This window comes from Pseudoalteromonas rubra (genome assembly GCF_000238295.3).
Taxonomy (GTDB): Bacteria; Pseudomonadota; Gammaproteobacteria; order Enterobacterales; family Alteromonadaceae; genus Pseudoalteromonas; species Pseudoalteromonas rubra.
This window is the reverse complement of the sequence record NZ_AHCD03000026.1, coordinates 1-16,302: the sequence shown is the minus strand read 5'-3', so window position 1 is coordinate 16,302 and position 16,302 is coordinate 1. Positions and strand designations below refer to the sequence as shown.

Annotated in this window: 12 protein-coding genes, 2 tRNA genes and 1 rRNA gene; 7 read left to right on the top strand and 8 right to left on the bottom strand. The window is 48.3% G+C overall.

Annotated elements, in window-relative coordinates; all coding sequences use genetic code 11:
• Positions 1-13: 13 nt before the first annotated feature.
• Together PRUB_RS02730 and efpL are read right to left on the bottom strand one after the other, a co-directional pair.
• Positions 14-2,677: an ATP-binding protein gene (locus tag PRUB_RS02730; protein ID WP_010383426.1), complete on the bottom strand. Its 2,664-nt coding sequence runs from the start codon at positions 2,675-2,677 to the stop codon at positions 14-16.
• A gap of 188 nt (positions 2,678-2,865) precedes the next feature.
• A complete protein-coding gene (gene efpL / locus PRUB_RS02725) occupies positions 2,866-3,438 on the bottom strand; it encodes an elongation factor P-like protein EfpL (RefSeq protein WP_010383425.1) in 573 nt (190 codons plus the stop codon).
• A gap of 150 nt (positions 3,439-3,588) precedes the next feature.
• Here efpL and PRUB_RS02720 point away from each other — a divergent pair, with 150 nt between their 5' ends.
• On the top strand, positions 3,589-4,188 hold the full coding sequence (locus PRUB_RS02720) for a DUF6151 family protein (RefSeq protein ID WP_155946222.1): 600 nt from the start codon (positions 3,589-3,591) through the stop codon (positions 4,186-4,188).
• Here the strand turns inward: PRUB_RS02720 and PRUB_RS02715 are convergent.
• The 5 genes from PRUB_RS02715 to recQ form a co-directional block, all read right to left on the bottom strand.
• Positions 4,185-5,522 (bottom strand): outer membrane protein assembly factor BamD, encoded by a 1,338-nt coding sequence (locus PRUB_RS02715; protein ID WP_010383423.1) that lies wholly within the window; start codon positions 5,520-5,522, stop codon positions 4,185-4,187. The two genes, PRUB_RS02720 and PRUB_RS02715, sit on opposite strands and share 4 nt — an antisense overlap.
• Positions 5,523-5,600: 78 nt before the next feature.
• Complete coding sequence (locus tag PRUB_RS02710; protein WP_010383422.1) at positions 5,601-6,167, bottom strand: mechanosensitive ion channel domain-containing protein; 567 nt, start codon at positions 6,165-6,167, stop codon at positions 5,601-5,603.
• A gap of 57 nt (positions 6,168-6,224) precedes the next feature.
• Positions 6,225-7,949, bottom strand: coding sequence for a BamA/TamA family outer membrane protein (locus tag PRUB_RS02705; RefSeq protein ID WP_010383421.1), 1,725 nt, complete (start codon positions 7,947-7,949; stop codon positions 6,225-6,227).
• A gap of 119 nt (positions 7,950-8,068) precedes the next feature.
• Entirely contained in the window at positions 8,069-8,371 is a 303-nt protein-coding gene (locus PRUB_RS02700) for a DUF3630 family protein (protein ID WP_010383419.1), read from the bottom strand.
• 24 nt (positions 8,372-8,395) lie between these two features.
• Positions 8,396-10,210, bottom strand: coding sequence for a DNA helicase RecQ (gene recQ / locus PRUB_RS02695; protein WP_010383417.1), 1,815 nt, complete (start codon positions 10,208-10,210; stop codon positions 8,396-8,398).
• Between the two features lie 149 nt (positions 10,211-10,359).
• Between recQ and rarD the strand changes: the two genes are divergently transcribed.
• Positions 10,360-11,265, top strand: coding sequence for an EamA family transporter RarD (gene rarD, locus PRUB_RS02690; RefSeq protein WP_010383416.1), 906 nt, complete (start codon positions 10,360-10,362; stop codon positions 11,263-11,265).
• A gap of 42 nt (positions 11,266-11,307) precedes the next feature.
• Here the strand turns inward: rarD and PRUB_RS02685 are convergent, their stop codons facing one another.
• Positions 11,308-11,685: a MaoP family protein gene (locus PRUB_RS02685; protein ID WP_010383415.1), complete on the bottom strand. Its 378-nt coding sequence runs from the start codon at positions 11,683-11,685 to the stop codon at positions 11,308-11,310.
• Between the two features lie 86 nt (positions 11,686-11,771).
• Between PRUB_RS02685 and PRUB_RS02680 the strand changes: the two genes are divergently transcribed.
• The 5 genes from PRUB_RS02680 (at position 11,772) to PRUB_RS02660 (ending at position 16,133) form a co-directional block, all read left to right on the top strand.
• Positions 11,772-12,620, top strand: coding sequence for a LysR family transcriptional regulator (locus PRUB_RS02680; RefSeq protein WP_010383414.1), 849 nt, complete (start codon positions 11,772-11,774; stop codon positions 12,618-12,620).
• Positions 12,621-12,762: 142 nt separating this feature from the next.
• Positions 12,763-13,692, top strand: a complete 930-nt coding sequence (locus PRUB_RS02675; RefSeq protein WP_010383413.1) for a porin — start codon at positions 12,763-12,765, stop codon at positions 13,690-13,692.
• 564 nt (positions 13,693-14,256) lie between these two features.
• Positions 14,257-15,789 (top strand): 16S ribosomal RNA (locus PRUB_RS02670).
• A 76-nt stretch (positions 15,790-15,865) separates the two neighbouring features.
• Positions 15,866-15,942, top strand: a tRNA-Ile gene (locus PRUB_RS02665).
• 115 nt (positions 15,943-16,057) lie between these two features.
• A tRNA-Ala gene (locus PRUB_RS02660) sits at positions 16,058-16,133 on the top strand.
• The last annotated feature ends 169 nt before the right edge of the window (positions 16,134-16,302 follow it).

The window sequence follows — 16,302 nt, the reverse complement described above, 5'->3', positions numbered from 1 at the left end:
TGACTCGTCAGAGTCAGGCGTGTTCCTGTTCCAACGTATACCTGATAGCCTGTGTCAGCGTCAGCATGGCATATTCCCACTTTGTTGGGTTGTCTTCTCGCAGGCAGGTTTCCAAATCGCCGGCGGCACTGTGAATGTTGGTAAAGCCAAAACACCCCGCGCTGCCTTTGAGACTGTGCGCCAAGGCTCTGAGTGATTCCCATTCCTGATCCCCAAACAGCTGTTCCAGCTGAATGAGTTGGTCGGGCAGTTTTTCCACGTAGTTGCGACTGATCTGTAAGTACTTTTCACTTTTTAAAAGTGAATTCCACTGGGAGTTTTTGTCCTCTTCCAGCTGTAAGTAGTTAAGCAGGACTGCACCGAGCTTTTCACGGTCAATGGGTTTGGCAAGTGTTGCATCACACCCGGCAGCCAGGTAGGTATCAATGTCATGTTTCATAACATTGGCTGTCAGCGCAATGATAGGGCCATCATAAGCGGCATGACGGAGCATTTCAGTGGCTTCCAGACCACCCATGACTGGCATTTGCATGTCCATCAGGATTAAATCGTAATCGTTGACCAGTGCCATCTCTACGGCTTGTGCGCCATTACTGGCAATATCCGGTTTGAGTCCCCAGGCTCCGAGGAGTAAGGTCAGCAGCTCCTGGTTATCCGGGTTATCTTCGGCGAGCAGAATTTCGGCCTCCAGCTGGGTTTGATCCAATTGCTGGGCTGCTACTACATGGTCGTGTGCCAGCTGGTCTTCATCGTCAATCCAGGCAAAATCTTGCGTCGGATGGTTGGCTGCAACGCTAATGTTAAAGCAACTGCCGACGCCCTGCGCACTTTCTACGCTGACGTCTCCACCTAACAGTTGAGCCAGGTTTTTCGAGATACATAATCCCAGGCCTGTGCCTCCGAACCGTCGAGTAGTGGTGGAGTCCGCTTGTTCAAAGGGTTTAAACACACGAGACATCTCGCCCTGTGACATACCAATACCACTGTCTTTGACTTCAAATTCAAATCGGGCTGTGTCTGAGCGGTAACGGGCACTGATCTGAATACTGCCTGTTTCAGTAAACTTAACCGCATTTGTCGCGATGTTAAGCAGGATCTGTTTGAGGCGGGTTTCATCACTGAAGAGTTGCTGAGGCAAAGGTAAGGCATACTGAACGGTGAAATCCAGCTGCTTTTGTTCAGCCATGGGAGCAATAATGGACTCTACGTCTTTCAGTAAGTGGAGTAATTCTATGGGGTCTTGTTCAACCGCCAGCTTCTCAGCTTCAATCTTGGACAAGTCGAGAATGTTATTAATTAATTCCAGTAAGTGTCTGGAGTTGCGCAAAATGGTATCCAGGTGCAGCGCTGAGTTGGTGGCATTGGGGTAATGCAGTATTTGCTCGGTAAAGCCCATAATTGCGGTTAACGGTGTGCGTATCTCGTGGCTCATATTGGCCAGGAAACGGCTTTTCAGCTGGCTGGCTTGTTCGGCTTCGGCAATCGCTAGCTCCAGTTGTTGATTCATTTCTTCCAGCGCCCGGGTGCGGTTTTCGACTTTTTCTTCCAGATGCAGTTTGTAGTCTTCCAGCTCCCCCTGGAAATCGCGGATCTGTTTGATCATATGATTAAAGTCATCAAACAAAATGCCAACTTCGTCATCATCATGGGCGGGTAGCGCAACCGATAAGTCGCCATCCCCAACACGGTGGCTGGCTTCCCCGAGCAGTTCTATGGGGGTCAGCAGTAAGTTTCTCACCACAATGAAGATCAGAATGGGGAGTGTAATGACAGACAGGATAACAATCAGGGCCGTTGTCAGACTGATCGCTTTACCTGACTGATATAAAATTGTTTTAGGAATGGTGGAGATATAATAATAACCGCCACTGAGCTGCGCGCTGTAGGTCATGCGCCGCAGGTTATCAATGGACGGTAGCACTAAAGAGTCCAGCTTTCCTTTATCTGCCAGGCCATTGATCTGTGCCATTTCCTCAGCGCTCAAAAAGCTCTGATTAAAATGACTGTCGGAGCTGAATAACACTTCGCCCGAAGCTGACACCAGCAGATTCAATGTGTTGTCATAGGGGGCTTCCAGAATACTACTGCTGATGATTGACGGGGCAACCTGAACAATAATGTAGCCCTCACGCTGAGGCCGGTTTAGGTTGAAATCCACCCCATAAATCTGCTGCACGAAATACAGCTGTGTGCCGCCATTATGTGACGCTTGCATAAACTGCTGTTGACGTAAGTTGCTCTGTCGGACCTGGGCAAAAAAGGGATAGGACTGAGGTGCCCGGTTCAGGTTGCTGGCATAAAAGGCATGACTCTGGCCATGTTCATTAACCAGGTTGATACTAATGATATCCGGATAGGCTTCGCTGTAACTGGCAAACACATCCATGAGTGCACCCAGACGTTGTGTTTTTTCCTGAGCTTCGTCTTCTGGCAGGCTTAAAAAATCACTGAGTACCGGGGAGGTAGACAACAGTTTGGTCGTGGATTGATAGATTTCCATGTAGTTGAACATTTTTTGCTGTTGTTGTTCAACGAAGCGACTGACAATAAGTTTTGCCTGCTTTTGGGTAGAGCTGGTGACATTGGTCAGTGTAAAGCCGCCGAGCAGTAGCAGCGGCAATATCACCAAGGGGGTGATATACCATAATAGCCTGATACTCAGCTTACTTGTCTTCATCCGTGTTTAATTCCATCTATCAACTTGGTGCTGAAGCACCCGAGTATGACCACAAACGTGTCCGATTAGTGAGTTATTGTGGGCTATATTACCGATTTTTGCACAAAACGGCTATGGTATCTCATAAATAGGTTGAACTTTAAACACATCAAAGGGATGCCCGCCTGTGTCCGGCGGGCACCATTAACTTAGCTGTCTGCGCGGCTCATGAACTTAGATTCTGCGGTGTTGATTTTAATTTTATCACCGCTGGAAATGTGCTCAGGTACCTGTACGACTAAGCCTGTGGTTAATGTGGCCGGCTTAGTACGGGCACTGGCTGATGCGCCTTTGATAGAGGGTGCGGTTTCTTCGATCACCAGCTCAACGCTTGAAGGCAGATCCAATGATACTGGCGTGCCTTCTACGACAACGATCAGCAGGCCTTTGGTTTCTTCGTTGATGAACAGAACTTGCTCAGCAATCGAGTCTTTATGGATGTGATAAGGGGTATAGTCCTCTTCATCCATGAACACGTATTCATCACCATCAATGTAAGAAAGCATTGCCGGGCGACGTGTTAAATCGGCCAGTTGCAGCATTTCCTCGGCTTTAAAGGTTTCATCGACTTTTCCGCCATTGACGACATCGTACATACGCATACGGTATAAACTGCCGCCAGCACGACCTTGCGGTACAGAGCGCTCAATATCTCGGACGATCATTACGCGACCATTATAATCAATCGCGGCGTGTTTTTTTATTTCACTGGCTTTAGGCATAAAATGCTTCCTGTTAGTCTAAACTGAGCGAGAAGTTAGCATGAAGTCGGGATCTCGCCAAGTGCTGTGTTCCCAATCGGTTTGTTCTACAATGTATGCCCGATAGGAGAGGCTGTCTATGTACAGGGAAATTTAGGTGAGGATAGAAAAGTGAGATCAGGCATGATGGTTGAAGGGTTCAAACTGGGTTGTCAGTGTGGTCAGGTTACCGGGCGCATTGCAGCACACCCACACTGGCAAGGGAATCGCCTGACTTGCTATTGTCAGGATTGTCGTGCGTATCTGCATCACCTGGAACAGGCTGACTCCCTCAACGACTTTGGCGGAACGGATATTTATCAGGTGCCACCGGCGCACGTAAGTATCTTAACGGGGCGTGAGCAGCTAGCCTGCTTGCAGCTGACCAAGGGCGGCGTTTACCGCTGGTACACTCAATGTTGTCACACTCCGGTTGGCAATTGTTTTAGCCCCTTTTGGCCCATGGTCGGGATCATACATAGCTTTGTGCGCGAGCCGCTCGATATTTTAGTGGGTCCGACTTCGGGGAGTGTCTATTGTCGCGGTGCGCTGGGTCGTTTACCAGATGAGCTCAAAGGCACACGCTCACAAAAGGTGATGGTGCTGCGGTTGATCACTAAGTTGCTGGCCTGGAAGCTGTGTGGCAAAAACTCACCTTCGGTATTTTTTGTTAACGGCGAACCGCTGGCAGCGCCACAGCAGCTTTATTCCAGTCCTGCAGATAAAGGCTAAAGCGAGTAGAGACTCGACATCGCCTGGTAACTTAGTCCAAAGTGCTGATTAAACCAGTTATTGACGTAATCATGTTGCGGTGCAAGCTTGGCGCAGCGCAGTACATATTCGCCATCGGCTGCACCGAGTTGGTCTTCGCAATAGGTTTGCAGCCACACGCGATCCAGATCTGCGACAAACTGAGCGTTTAGCTCTGTGAGCTGTTTCTCTAAATGCGTGCCGACATCCAGAAATTGGGCTTGTTGTGGCTCCAAATCTAAATCGGGGAAGTCTGCATAATGGCTTTGCGTATGATGCACCTGACTATCGTCCACTTTATGCTCTATGTGTTTTCCACCCAGGCGGCCAAGATACATCATATCCAGACTGTAATGTTCTGTGAATTCAGTGACCGGATACTGATAGGTTTGCGCTACCTCAACGTCAATAAAAGAGCCCGGCTCGTTCGGATCAGGCTGTGGTTGTTCCAGCGTGTAGTGCTTTTGCCTGTTCACCAGCTTGGTAGTGCGGCTGTGTTTGAACGTGGCATGGACGTTGAGCGTGAAGGTCCCCTCACCTTGAGGGTGATACCATAAGCTGTCCCGAAAAGCGTCATTTAGCTGAGATAAGACAGTCTGAAGGCGTTGCTTTTGTGTGCTTGTGTCGTGCAGCTGCACGGTGAGCTTTGGTGCTATGCGGATCTCGGAATATAAGGCCCGGGCAGTCACTTGTTTAGCAGGCTGGCTGGGGATATTCCAGGCCTGGCAATATTTGCGATAAAAGCGCTGTAAGAACAGGCGATCTTTGCTCTGTGATGCGCTGAGTTTTTCACACTGGCGCTCTGCATTGACTTGCAACTGCGCCTGATATTGCGCAAAGGTGTTGCCCAGTCTGGCATTGGCAATTAAAAATGCATAACGCATTTCAAAATATCGAAATGGATCCGGAAAGGCTGAGCGCGACAGTGACAAAGCTTCTTGCCTGAGCCAGCTGGTTGCATATTGCAGCTCTTCATTTTGGGTTTCAGCCATGGGCCCGACGGGTTCTATATGCCAGCTTACCTGGTTACGCAGTAAGCCCTCTAGCTTGAGTGCCGCGCCGGTATGGTTGCCAGACAGACGTAACATGCGCACGTCAATGAGTCCACGGTCGATGATTTTATTGCGTGCCAGGGTGAGCCGCTGACGTGCCTCCACATCCTGGGGATCCTCTGCGAGGGCTTGTTCGTAGAATTCGGCAGATTGATCATACATGCCGGCCTCATACAACTTGTCTCCTTTTTGAACCAGACTTTTACAGCCTGATAAGAGTAGTACGCCCGCAATCATAATGGCATACCGTTTGTGTGACTTCATCGTTCCTTCCTTGTTCACTTTGAGATACCTTCGTATATCATGCGTTATGTCACTATTATATGACAATCGCAGTTTTGGTTATTTTTTAGGACCTAGCACCCGTCGCTCAGTGATGTTTTTCGGTTTGGCCGGCGCTTCGGTCAACACCCAGACTGGACGCGTGACGAACAGATTGTTGGGATAGACCACTTTATGGCCGTCGACATGACGTAACACTACATTCATCAGTCCCATTTCGACAATACAGCCTTCGATGGCATTGGCGCCATCTATTACTCTGACCCAGTTGCCAAGGCGAAAGTCATTTTGCACAAACATGATTAAAAAAGCGGTCAGGTTGCTGAGCAAAGACCAGGCGGCAAACAGGGCAACGCCGAGCATGGCGAATAGAGAGGAGCCCAGCACTAATAAACCGCGCAACTCGATCCCCCAGAACACCAGTAACAGGCATAACAATACAGTACCAACCAGCCCTTTGAGCAGTAGCTCAGCCCGTTGTTGACGGTGCAGATCGATTTTACCCCGGGTGATACGATGGAGTATTTTGATAGCCAGTTTGAGCAACAAAGGAAACAGGAAAACGAACAGCAGTGTGACGATCAGTTTGTACTCAGTGAGCAGGAATGTCGTAATTGCTTCAGGCACGTGGCAGACCTATTTAAATATCAATAAAGCGCGATGATATCAGGGAAATTCAGCTGTTTAAAAGCGGTTTTTAACGGTAAATAGCCACTGTACTGAGTCGATGTTGTCCGGGCCATCAAGGGGCGCCGCGACGTCCAGATGCAGCACCAGTCCCGAGTTGGCCCGACTGGGAGCAAGCCGCAGTCCAACACCGATGTTTTTTAGAAACTGGCCCTGAATTTGATGTGTTAACGCGTGTTGTTGTAGGTCCGTTAGAGTGTTCGGCTCGTCGAGGCTGCCTGGCAATGGCGGTGGTATCGGGCGGCCATCAACGCGGCCAATATCAAAGTAGGCAGCACCACCCACTTTAAACAGGTGCAGTAAATCATATTCCCAGTAATAACGCTTCTCAAGGTTAAGCAGGATCCGCCGGTTGCCTTGCAGGTAATTGCTGGGATAACCCCGCAAACCGGTTTCTCCACCCAGCGTGATCTGTTTATCGGCACTGAGGTGTTTACCATATTGTACTTCAAGCTGGGCATACCAGGACTGGCGTATGCTGGTATTGAGATAATATTGCAGTCGTGAACTGAGCAGCAGGTTTTCAGCCTGATCCTGACGTTTGTTCCAGTAACCATGTAAGTTAAAGGCAAATCGAAGCAAACTGTCTGCAGAGGTGAAGTGGGCTTTGTTGGCATTGAATGCCAGCAGCCAGCGGCTGTCATCATCACTGAGCCCACTGTCTGAATAGCCAAGCTGGGCATTGATATTCCAGCCTAAATTTAAATCCTCAGTGCGATAGATAGAATCAAAATTACGGACCTTAATATAGGCATCTTCGAACCACTGTGCCTGAATATAGGGGTAGCGTAGCGTCCGGTTTTCAGCAATGGGTAAAGTGGTACCGCGAAGGCGGGTAAATTCTTGCTTTTCATCCTGATATCCGAGTAAAAGCCGACGCGTCCAGTCGTTGTCGAGTGCAAAGGCGCGGCCAATGTAGAGGTTGGATATTTCACTGAGTTGTTGATACTCCGAGATCTCTTCACCCAAGTTGTACAATGACTCAACCCGACGATTACTTAAGTTACTGATACCGTAACTATAAGGTGTGGAGATTGAAAAAAACGGGTATTCAACGCCGACGTAATGTACTTTTCCATCATCGTTGTCTGCGTATTCAAGGCGTCCCCGGTAACGGCTCGACAGAATTTGGGGGTCATCATAAACAAATAAATAGCCACTGCGATCCGGGTCGGAAATATGCGTCAGTGACAGGCGTTTACCATAGCCCAGCAAGTTGGACTCACGAAAGCCAAGACGGCTTGAATTATCGCCGCCGCTGCGGCTGAAGCTGATATCGGGTAGCAAGGTCCAGAGGTCGCGTGTAATGACTGTGACCGCCACCTCGCCCTCGCAAGTTTGTTCGGCAAAGATCCTGGCATCATAGATATAGGGCTGTTGGCGCAATAGTCGCTCTGACTCTCGCAGCAATTTGGGGTCATATTCACCCCCTTGGGTAAACAGCAATAAATTGCGGATCACCTCAGGTTTCGTTTTGACGTGCGCCCGATTTGCAAAGCGAAATACGGCATTGTCTTCCTCCGGCAAAGAGGTATCAAAGACATTTAATTGCCTGAGCTCAATGCTGACCACAGAGGCATTGAGTAAATCGGGTAAGGTGTCGGTGCTATCTAACTGGCGGTGGAGGTTATCGTCCTCGGGCATAGTGGGACGGTTGTTACTGCAATGTTCGGAAACGCCTGATGGCGTACTGGCAGCAACTTGCACTGACGTGGTTACCATCGATGTGAATACTGCTAGTATTGAAGTGCGAACAACCCAACCCATAGAACAGCCTGTCGTTAATTAACGTGCTTTTAATTATGGCCTATGTTAGCCATAGCTGCTCAACTAAGTCTATATTATTGTTGTAAATTTAACCGCAATAATGTTACCAGGTTCGGCAAATGTTCAGTGGCACCAAGGCCTTCCGGCGCGATCCAGATACTCTCACTATAGTGCTCAAAGTTGAGGTTGTAGGGGTGTCCTGCATAATTGAAACGCCATTGATGGCGGTCAGCACCCTGATGAAATTCCAGTAAGGTAAGGCCATCCAGGTGCAAGAAAATTTGCCCCCAGAGCTCAAACTCATCTGCCTCAGGGAGCGAGCTGGGGGTTACAAGAATGTGGTTCTGATCTGGTAAATGATCGATGCGCGTTGTCACTGTGGCTCCACTTAAGCAGTTGGGTTAATCTGTGTCCAGGTAATTACGGATCAGCTGCATAAAAGGTGCGCCGTATTTACTGAGCTTGGTAAAACCAACTCCCGACACTTTCAAAAATTCGCTATCATTGGTCGGTGTTAGTTGTGCCATTTCCGCCAGGGTCTTATCACTAAATACCACATAAGGTGGTACATCATCCTGATCGGCCAGCTCTTTACGCAGGCTGCGCAATTTGGCAAACAGCTTTTTATCATAATTGAACTGCGCCAGTTTATCCTGGTAAACGTGCTTAGCTTCAAGTCGTGGTTGCGCCAGTTGCAGGGCATATTCCCCACGTAATACTGAACGAGCACCTTCGGTCAGGCGCAGTGCGGCGCCCTGGGTAATGTCTTGTGCAACCAGGCCATGGTGTATGAGCTGTCGCAGAATACTCAGCCAGTACTCGTTGCTGTGCTCTTTGCCAATTCCATAGGTGCTCAGGGTGTGGTGTTGATTGTCCCGGATCCGTGCGGTATTTGCGCCGCGTAACACGTCCACAATATAACCGAGTCCAAAGCGCTGCTCTGCCCGGTAAATACAGGATAAGGCTTGCTGAGCAACCAAAGTGCCGTCAAATCGTTTTGGCGGGTTCAGGCAGATGTCGCAGTTGCCGCACGGTTCGCGTTGATATTCGCTGAAATAATTGAGCAGGATCTGGCGTCGGCAGGTTTGTGCCGAGGCAAAGCTGGCCATTGAGCTAAAACGTTGCTCTTCGACTCTGCGCCTGTGCTCATCCTCAATGTCTTCAAAAAACCGCTTAACCCGGCCAATGTCTGCGGGGTCGAAGTACATGATGGCTTCAGCTGCCAGGCCATCCCGGCCGGCACGGCCTGTTTCCTGGTAATACGCCTCGATACTCTTGGGAATGTCATAGTGCAGTACATATCGCACGTTCGATTTATTGATCCCCATGCCGAATGCCACCGTTGCAACCACAATTTGAATGTCATCACGCGCAAAGGCATTTTGTACGAACTGGCGTTGCTCATTGCTCATCCCCGCGTGGTAAGCAGCAGCATTAAAGCCGGCTTCAACCAGTTTTTCGGCGATGTCATCAACACGTTTACGGCTGGAGCAATATACAATGCCGCTTTGCCCTTTTTGCGTGCGCAGATAGCGCATCAGCTGAGATAACGGCTTGAATTTCTCTTCGATGGTGTAACGAATATTCGGTCTGTCGAAGCTGCCCGTATGAATAAAAGGCGTCTGCAATCCGAGCTGGGTGACAATGTCACTGCGGGTGGCCAGATCGGCTGTGGCGGTCAGCGCCATCATAGGGACTGAAGCAAAGCGATGCTTTAATTCATGCAGACGACAGTAGTGCGGTCTGAAATCATGCCCCCAGTGTGATACGCAGTGCGCTTCATCGATGGCGAACAAGCCCAGCTGGAGGTGACTCAGGCGCTCAATAAATTCGGATTGCAGTATTTTTTCCGGCGCCACATACAGGAGTTTGATTTCCCCCTGGTGCAGGCGCTGGTAGATGGCCTGTTGCTGAGCCCGGTCGAGGCTGTTATTGATAAACTCGGCCGAGATACCCAGAGCCTGTAGCTGTGCAACCTGGTCTTGCATTAAAGAGATCAGCGGAGAGACCACCACGCAGGTGCCAGGCAAAATTAACGCAGGTACCTGATAGCATAAAGATTTGCCGCCACCGGTTGGTAGCAGTACCAAGCTATCGCGCCCGTCCAGGCAGGCCTGAATGACGTCGAGTTGCCCGTCACGAAAGTCACTGTAGCCAAAAACTTCTTTCAGTACGCCGTGCGGTGTGTCGATTGAGTGAGTTGCAAGATTTTCCATCGAGCGCATTTTAGTGGGTTTTGCAGCAGAAGTCTTTTGTTTTTGATCACAGGAAAATCATACGGGCAGGTACAGATTACGGTATACTGCGCGCTTGGCATCTGTGGGAACAATCAGAAGACCAATTATGTTGTGCTTGGGAGAAATGAATGGGAACGAGTAGTGAAACGAAGCAGGGGTATACCTTTGCCGTTTTAGCATTTTTGATGTGGGGGTTGGCGCCCATCTATTTTAAATCGTTGGATCAAGTGGATGCGCTTGAAATTCTTATCCACCGTGTGGTCTGGTCGGTACTCTTTATTGCCTTGATCATCGCCGTAAAACTTAACTGGGACAAAGTGGTTGCTGTGCTGCGTCAGCCAAAACTCATGCTGATGCTGACGGTTACGGCCTTATTGCTGGGGTTTAACTGGGGCTTGTTCATCTGGTCGGTGAATAATGGCCATATGCTGGATGCAAGTTTGGGCTACTATATTAACCCTTTACTCAATGTGCTGTTGGGCATGCTGTTTTTGCAAGAACGCCTGCGGCCTCGTCAGCAGTTTGCGGTTGCGCTGGCTGTTGTTGGGGTAGTACTGCAATTGGTTAGCTTTGGCTCGTTTCCGGTGATCGCCTTTTCTTTAGCCGGGTCATTTGCGATTTATGGGTTATTGCGTAAGACCATGGCAGTTGAGTCTTTGCCTGGTTTGTTGATTGAAGCCGTTATTTTGCTGCCCATCGCACTGGGTTACTGGTGGTGGTTAACACCCAGTGAAACCAGCAATATGATGCTGAATGACTGGGTCACTAATGTGTTGTTGATTAGCGCGGGGGTTGTAACGACCTTACCTTTATTGTGTTTCACCGCTGCCGCAAAACGTATTCCCTATTCAACTTTGGGCTTCTTTCAATATATTGGACCAAGTTTGATGTTTATTCTGGCTGTAGTGTTTTATGGCGAGGTATTTAGTGCTGAGCGGGTGTTAACGTTTGCCTTTATCTGGTCTGCCCTGGCACTGTTTAGCTTTGATTCTTACCGTTCGGGTAAAGCGCAGCGCCGTCTCGCGGCTGCGTAATGATGTTGGGGGCACTGAAGCAGTCAGGCCCCCGGTAATACATTACATTTCGTCGTCTGCCTCCACGGCAACGGCTTCGACTTCTTCTTTATTTGTCTCAACCTTAGAGCGGCCAAACAAAGTATGGAACTTGGTTTTGCAGGTGGTGAGTTTCAGGTATTTAGTCCAGGTTTTTTCCATTACATTGTCTGGTGTTTGTCGTCCCTCCATGACCTCGACAAATTGTCGTTGAAATTCATTTTGTGGCTGGCTAGCTTTGGTGTATAAGCTCTTTAGTAGTGCACCATGGTTTTCCAGTACATCAGACTCCTGCAAAGTGAAGTGTCCGCTGCGAGAAAACCCTCGAGGAAAGTTAAGATCATCATAGAAATGTTTAGATGTAACAAAAGCTTCTTTCAAGGTCGCTAAATTTTGATTCATGGTGAAATCCTCAGCATTGTTTGGCAGGAGTATGGACCATAGAGAACAAATAATTAAACGAGTTTTTTTTATCGTAAGGGGGGTATGTGGACCTAGATCTATTAAAAACTTTTGTCGAAGTTGTTAAGACGCGTCATTTTGGTCGCGCTGCGGAAAATCTATATATTACTCAATCCGCTGTCAGCTTTCGGATCCGCCAGTTAGAACAAAGCCTTGGCGTTAATTTGTTCATCCGCCAGCGTAATAATATTCAACTGACTGCACCGGGCGAACGTTTGTTACCTCATGCCAATATGATCCTCACCGGGATGCAGCGTGCCAAGGTTGACGTCGCACTTGCCAATAATATGCATAAACAAGTGTCACTGGCCGGCACGCCGAATATTTGGGACGCTTTTTTACAGTTTGGGATCAACCACATTGTGGCGGCTATGCCTGGGGTATCGCTGGTGGCTGAGGTTAAAGCGCAGCAGGAGAGTACTCGCTTGTTATTGGAGCGAACGCTCGATATTGCCGTGCTATTTGATCCACCTAAAGTAGATGAACTGGTCGTGAAGCAAATTAAGCATCTGGCTATCATCCCGGTCAGTACAATGGCGCAAACCACTAATGAAGATTTTTTCGACAAGCAATATGTTTACGTTGACTGGGGAACGGCTTTTTCATTGTGGCATGCGAAACAGTTTAACGGCAGCACACCGCCTTATTTCAGAACCAGTACGGGCCGTATCGCGCTGGATTTGATCATGCAGTGTGGTGGCTCAGCATTTATACCCCGTGCACTGGCTGTTGAACCGATTGAGAAGAAGCAGCTATTTCATATTGAATCAGTGGAGCAAAATGCGCGAGAGATCTATGTTGCTTATCACAAGGATAATGAGCAGATAGAACAAATTGAGACAATTGCCAGTCTTTTGGCATCTTTACCTGATTAGGTTACAGATTATTGAATTATTTATGATGGTTGGCTGACAGTTAAATGTCACTTTTATTTTAAGTGTAATATTTCTGTCACGTATCACTGGCAGACTGCGCCTGTCTAAAAAATTACGTGTTGCGATACTTGAGGAAATACACATGAAATTATCCAAATCAGCATTATTTGTTTCTGTTTTCGGTGCTTTGTCTGCGAGCGCTTACGCTGATGTTGATGTATATGGTAAAGCGAATTTGTCTGTACAAAGTTCAGATGAAGGTGAAGGCTCATTCACAGAAGTGAAGAGCAATGCATCACGCTTTGGTTTCAAGGGCTCAGAAAAGCTGGACTCTGGTCTGGAAGTTATCTACAAATTGGAGTTTCAGGTTGATGTATCTGATGCTGACTCTAAAGGTGATGATGACAACATTACAGCACGTAATCAGTATGTGGGCCTGAAAGGCGGTTTCGGTGAAGTTGTGATTGGTCGCAATGACACAGCATTCAAACAGTCGCAAGGTAAACTTGACCTGTTCAACGACCTTGAAGCGGATATTAAGAATCTGTTTAAAGGTGAAAACCGCCTGGGCGACTCTATTTCTTATAAGTCAGCCAGCTTCAATGGTTTCAAAGTGCTCGGTACTTTTATCGCAGAAGACAGCACTGAGGGTGAAAACGGTTTCTCGGCAGCCCTGACTTATGGTGATGCAAAGCTGAAGAACACTAACTTCTACGCTGCAGTTGCAACAGACAGTGAAGTAAAAGGCTACGACGCAGTACGTTTTTCAGTACAAGGTAAGGTAGCAGACTTCAAACTGGGTGCAATGTACCAGATGCAAGAGAAAGTAGATGGATCTGATGAAGCTGACGGTTACATGGTAAACGCGGCATATGGTTTCGGCGCGAATACCCTGAAGCTACAGTATCAGGTTATTGACTTTGATAAAGGCGATAAAGTAGATGGCATTTCTGTGGGTATCGACCACAAGCTGAGCAAAGCGGCAAAACTATACGCATTCTACTCAAGTGTTGATGAAGACAACGGTGTAGAAGAAGATTACCTGGGTGCCGGTATCGAATATAAGTTCTAAGCATATCGCAATCTAATAGAACAGATTAAAAAGGCCAGTCAGAATACTCTGACTGGCCTTTTTGCGTAAAACGTACCGAAAAGCCAGCCAATTTAAGGTGTTTAATGTCAAAAAACACTCGTTTTGCTGTAATTTTGTCCGGATGCGCTGTTTTTCTCACTTTTCTTCAAAAAAGGGGTTGCGCTGGGTTTCGATTTCCCTATAATGCGCATCCACCGACACGGGGCACAACGCTGAAAAGCAACGAGCCAGCGAGTTGGGAGTCAAATAAAACTTGGTTCTGAAATTTTTCAAAATTAAGTGTTGACATAAAATGGGAAGTGATTAGAATGCACAGCCCTCAGCGCTAACAGCGCAGCGATAACAAGTTATCGCACTGTTCTTTAAAAATATGAAGCAATCATCTGTGTGGGCACTCGTACAGATTGAGTTCTAACAGCGTCATTCAGTTTACTGAATGACGCACAAAAATTTAGAGTCTCAATTTCTTATGAGTGACTAACATAGTCAATTTATACAGAATTCATTGAGCGCGTTTGAAGTTTACTTCGAACAAAAAACTTTTAATTGAAGAGTTTGATCATGGCTCAGATTGAACGCTGGCGGCAGGCCTAACACATGCAAGTCGAGCGGTAACATTTCTAGCTTGCTAGAAGATGACGAGCGGCGGACGGGTGAGTAATGCTTGGGAACATGCCTTGAGGTGGGGGACAACCATTGGAAACGATGGCTAATACCGCATAATGTCTACGGACCAAAGGGGGCTTCGGCTCTCGCCTTTAGATTGGCCCAAGTGGGATTAGCTAGTTGGTAAGGTAACGGCTTACCAAGGCGACGATCCCTAGCTGGTTTGAGAGGATGATCAGCCACACTGGAACTGAGACACGGTCCAGACTCCTACGGGAGGCAGCAGTGGGGAATATTGCACAATGGGCGCAAGCCTGATGCAGCCATGCCGCGTGTGTGAAGAAGGCCTTCGGGTTGTAAAGCACTTTCAGTCAGGAGGAAAGGTTAGTAGTTAATACCTGCTAGCTGTGACGTTACTGACAGAAGAAGCACCGGCTAACTCCGTGCCAGCAGCCGCGGTAATACGGAGGGTGCGAGCGTTAATCGGAATTACTGGGCGTAAAGCGTACGCAGGCGGTTTGTTAAGCGAGATGTGAAAGCCCCGGGCTTAACCTGGGAACTGCATTTCGAACTGGCAAACTAGAGTGTGATAGAGGGTGGTAGAATTTCAGGTGTAGCGGTGAAATGCGTAGAGATCTGAAGGAATACCGATGGCGAAGGCAGCCACCTGGGTCAACACTGACGCTCATGTACGAAAGCGTGGGGAGCAAACAGGATTAGATACCCTGGTAGTCCACGCCGTAAACGATGTCTACTAGGAGCTGGGGTCTTCGGACAACTTTTCCAAAGCTAACGCATTAAGTAGACCGCCTGGGGAGTACGGCCGCAAGGTTAAAACTCAAATGAATTGACGGGGGCCCGCACAAGCGGTGGAGCATGTGGTTTAATTCGATGCAACGCGAAGAACCTTACCTACACTTGACATACAGAGAACTTACCAGAGATGGTTTGGTGCCTTCGGGAACTCTGATACAGGTGCTGCATGGCTGTCGTCAGCTCGTGTTGTGAGATGTTGGGTTAAGTCCCGCAACGAGCGCAACCCTTATCCTTAGTTGCCAGCGATTCGGTCGGGAACTCTAAGGAGACTGCCGGTGATAAACCGGAGGAAGGTGGGGACGACGTCAAGTCATCATGGCCCTTACGTGTAGGGCTACACACGTGCTACAATGGCATATACAGAGTGCTGCGAACTAGCGATAGTAAGCGAATCACTTAAAGTATGTCGTAGTCCGGATTGGAGTCTGCAACTCGACTCCATGAAGTCGGAATCGCTAGTAATCGCGGATCAGAATGCCGCGGTGAATACGTTCCCGGGCCTTGTACACACCGCCCGTCACACCATGGGAGTGGGTTGCTCCAGAAGTGGATAGCTTAACCTTCGGGAGGGCGTTCACCACGGAGTGATTCATGACTGGGGTGAAGTCGTAACAAGGTAGCCCTAGGGGAACCTGGGGCTGGATCACCTCCTTATCGACTTAGAACTAATTTGTTCGAAGTGTCCACACAGATGATTGTTGATTAGAATTAGAGAACACAAACATTGTTTGGGTCTGTAGCTCAGCTGGTTAGAGCGCACGCCTGATAAGCGTGAGGTCGGTAGTTCAAGTCTACTCAGACCCACCACTTCTTCCCGATGCTGCGTTATTAAGCTCGTCGTTTAGAAAACACTAAACGTCCTCACTTAATGCCTGGCCTCAAAAAGAAGCTCGGTTCAAAACAATGTTATTCCTAGTAATGTGGGGCTATAGCTCAGCTGGGAGAGCGCCTGCCTTGCACGCAGGAGGTCAGCAGTTCGATCCTGCTTAGCTCCACCACTTTACTACCTACTCCTCATAGATAAACACTCTTACCTGTTCTTTAAAAATATGAAGCAATCATCTGTGTGGGCACTCGTACAGATTGAGTTCTAACAGCGTCATTCAGTTTACTGAATGACGCACAAAAATTTAGAGTCTCAATTTCTTATGAGTGACTAACATAGTC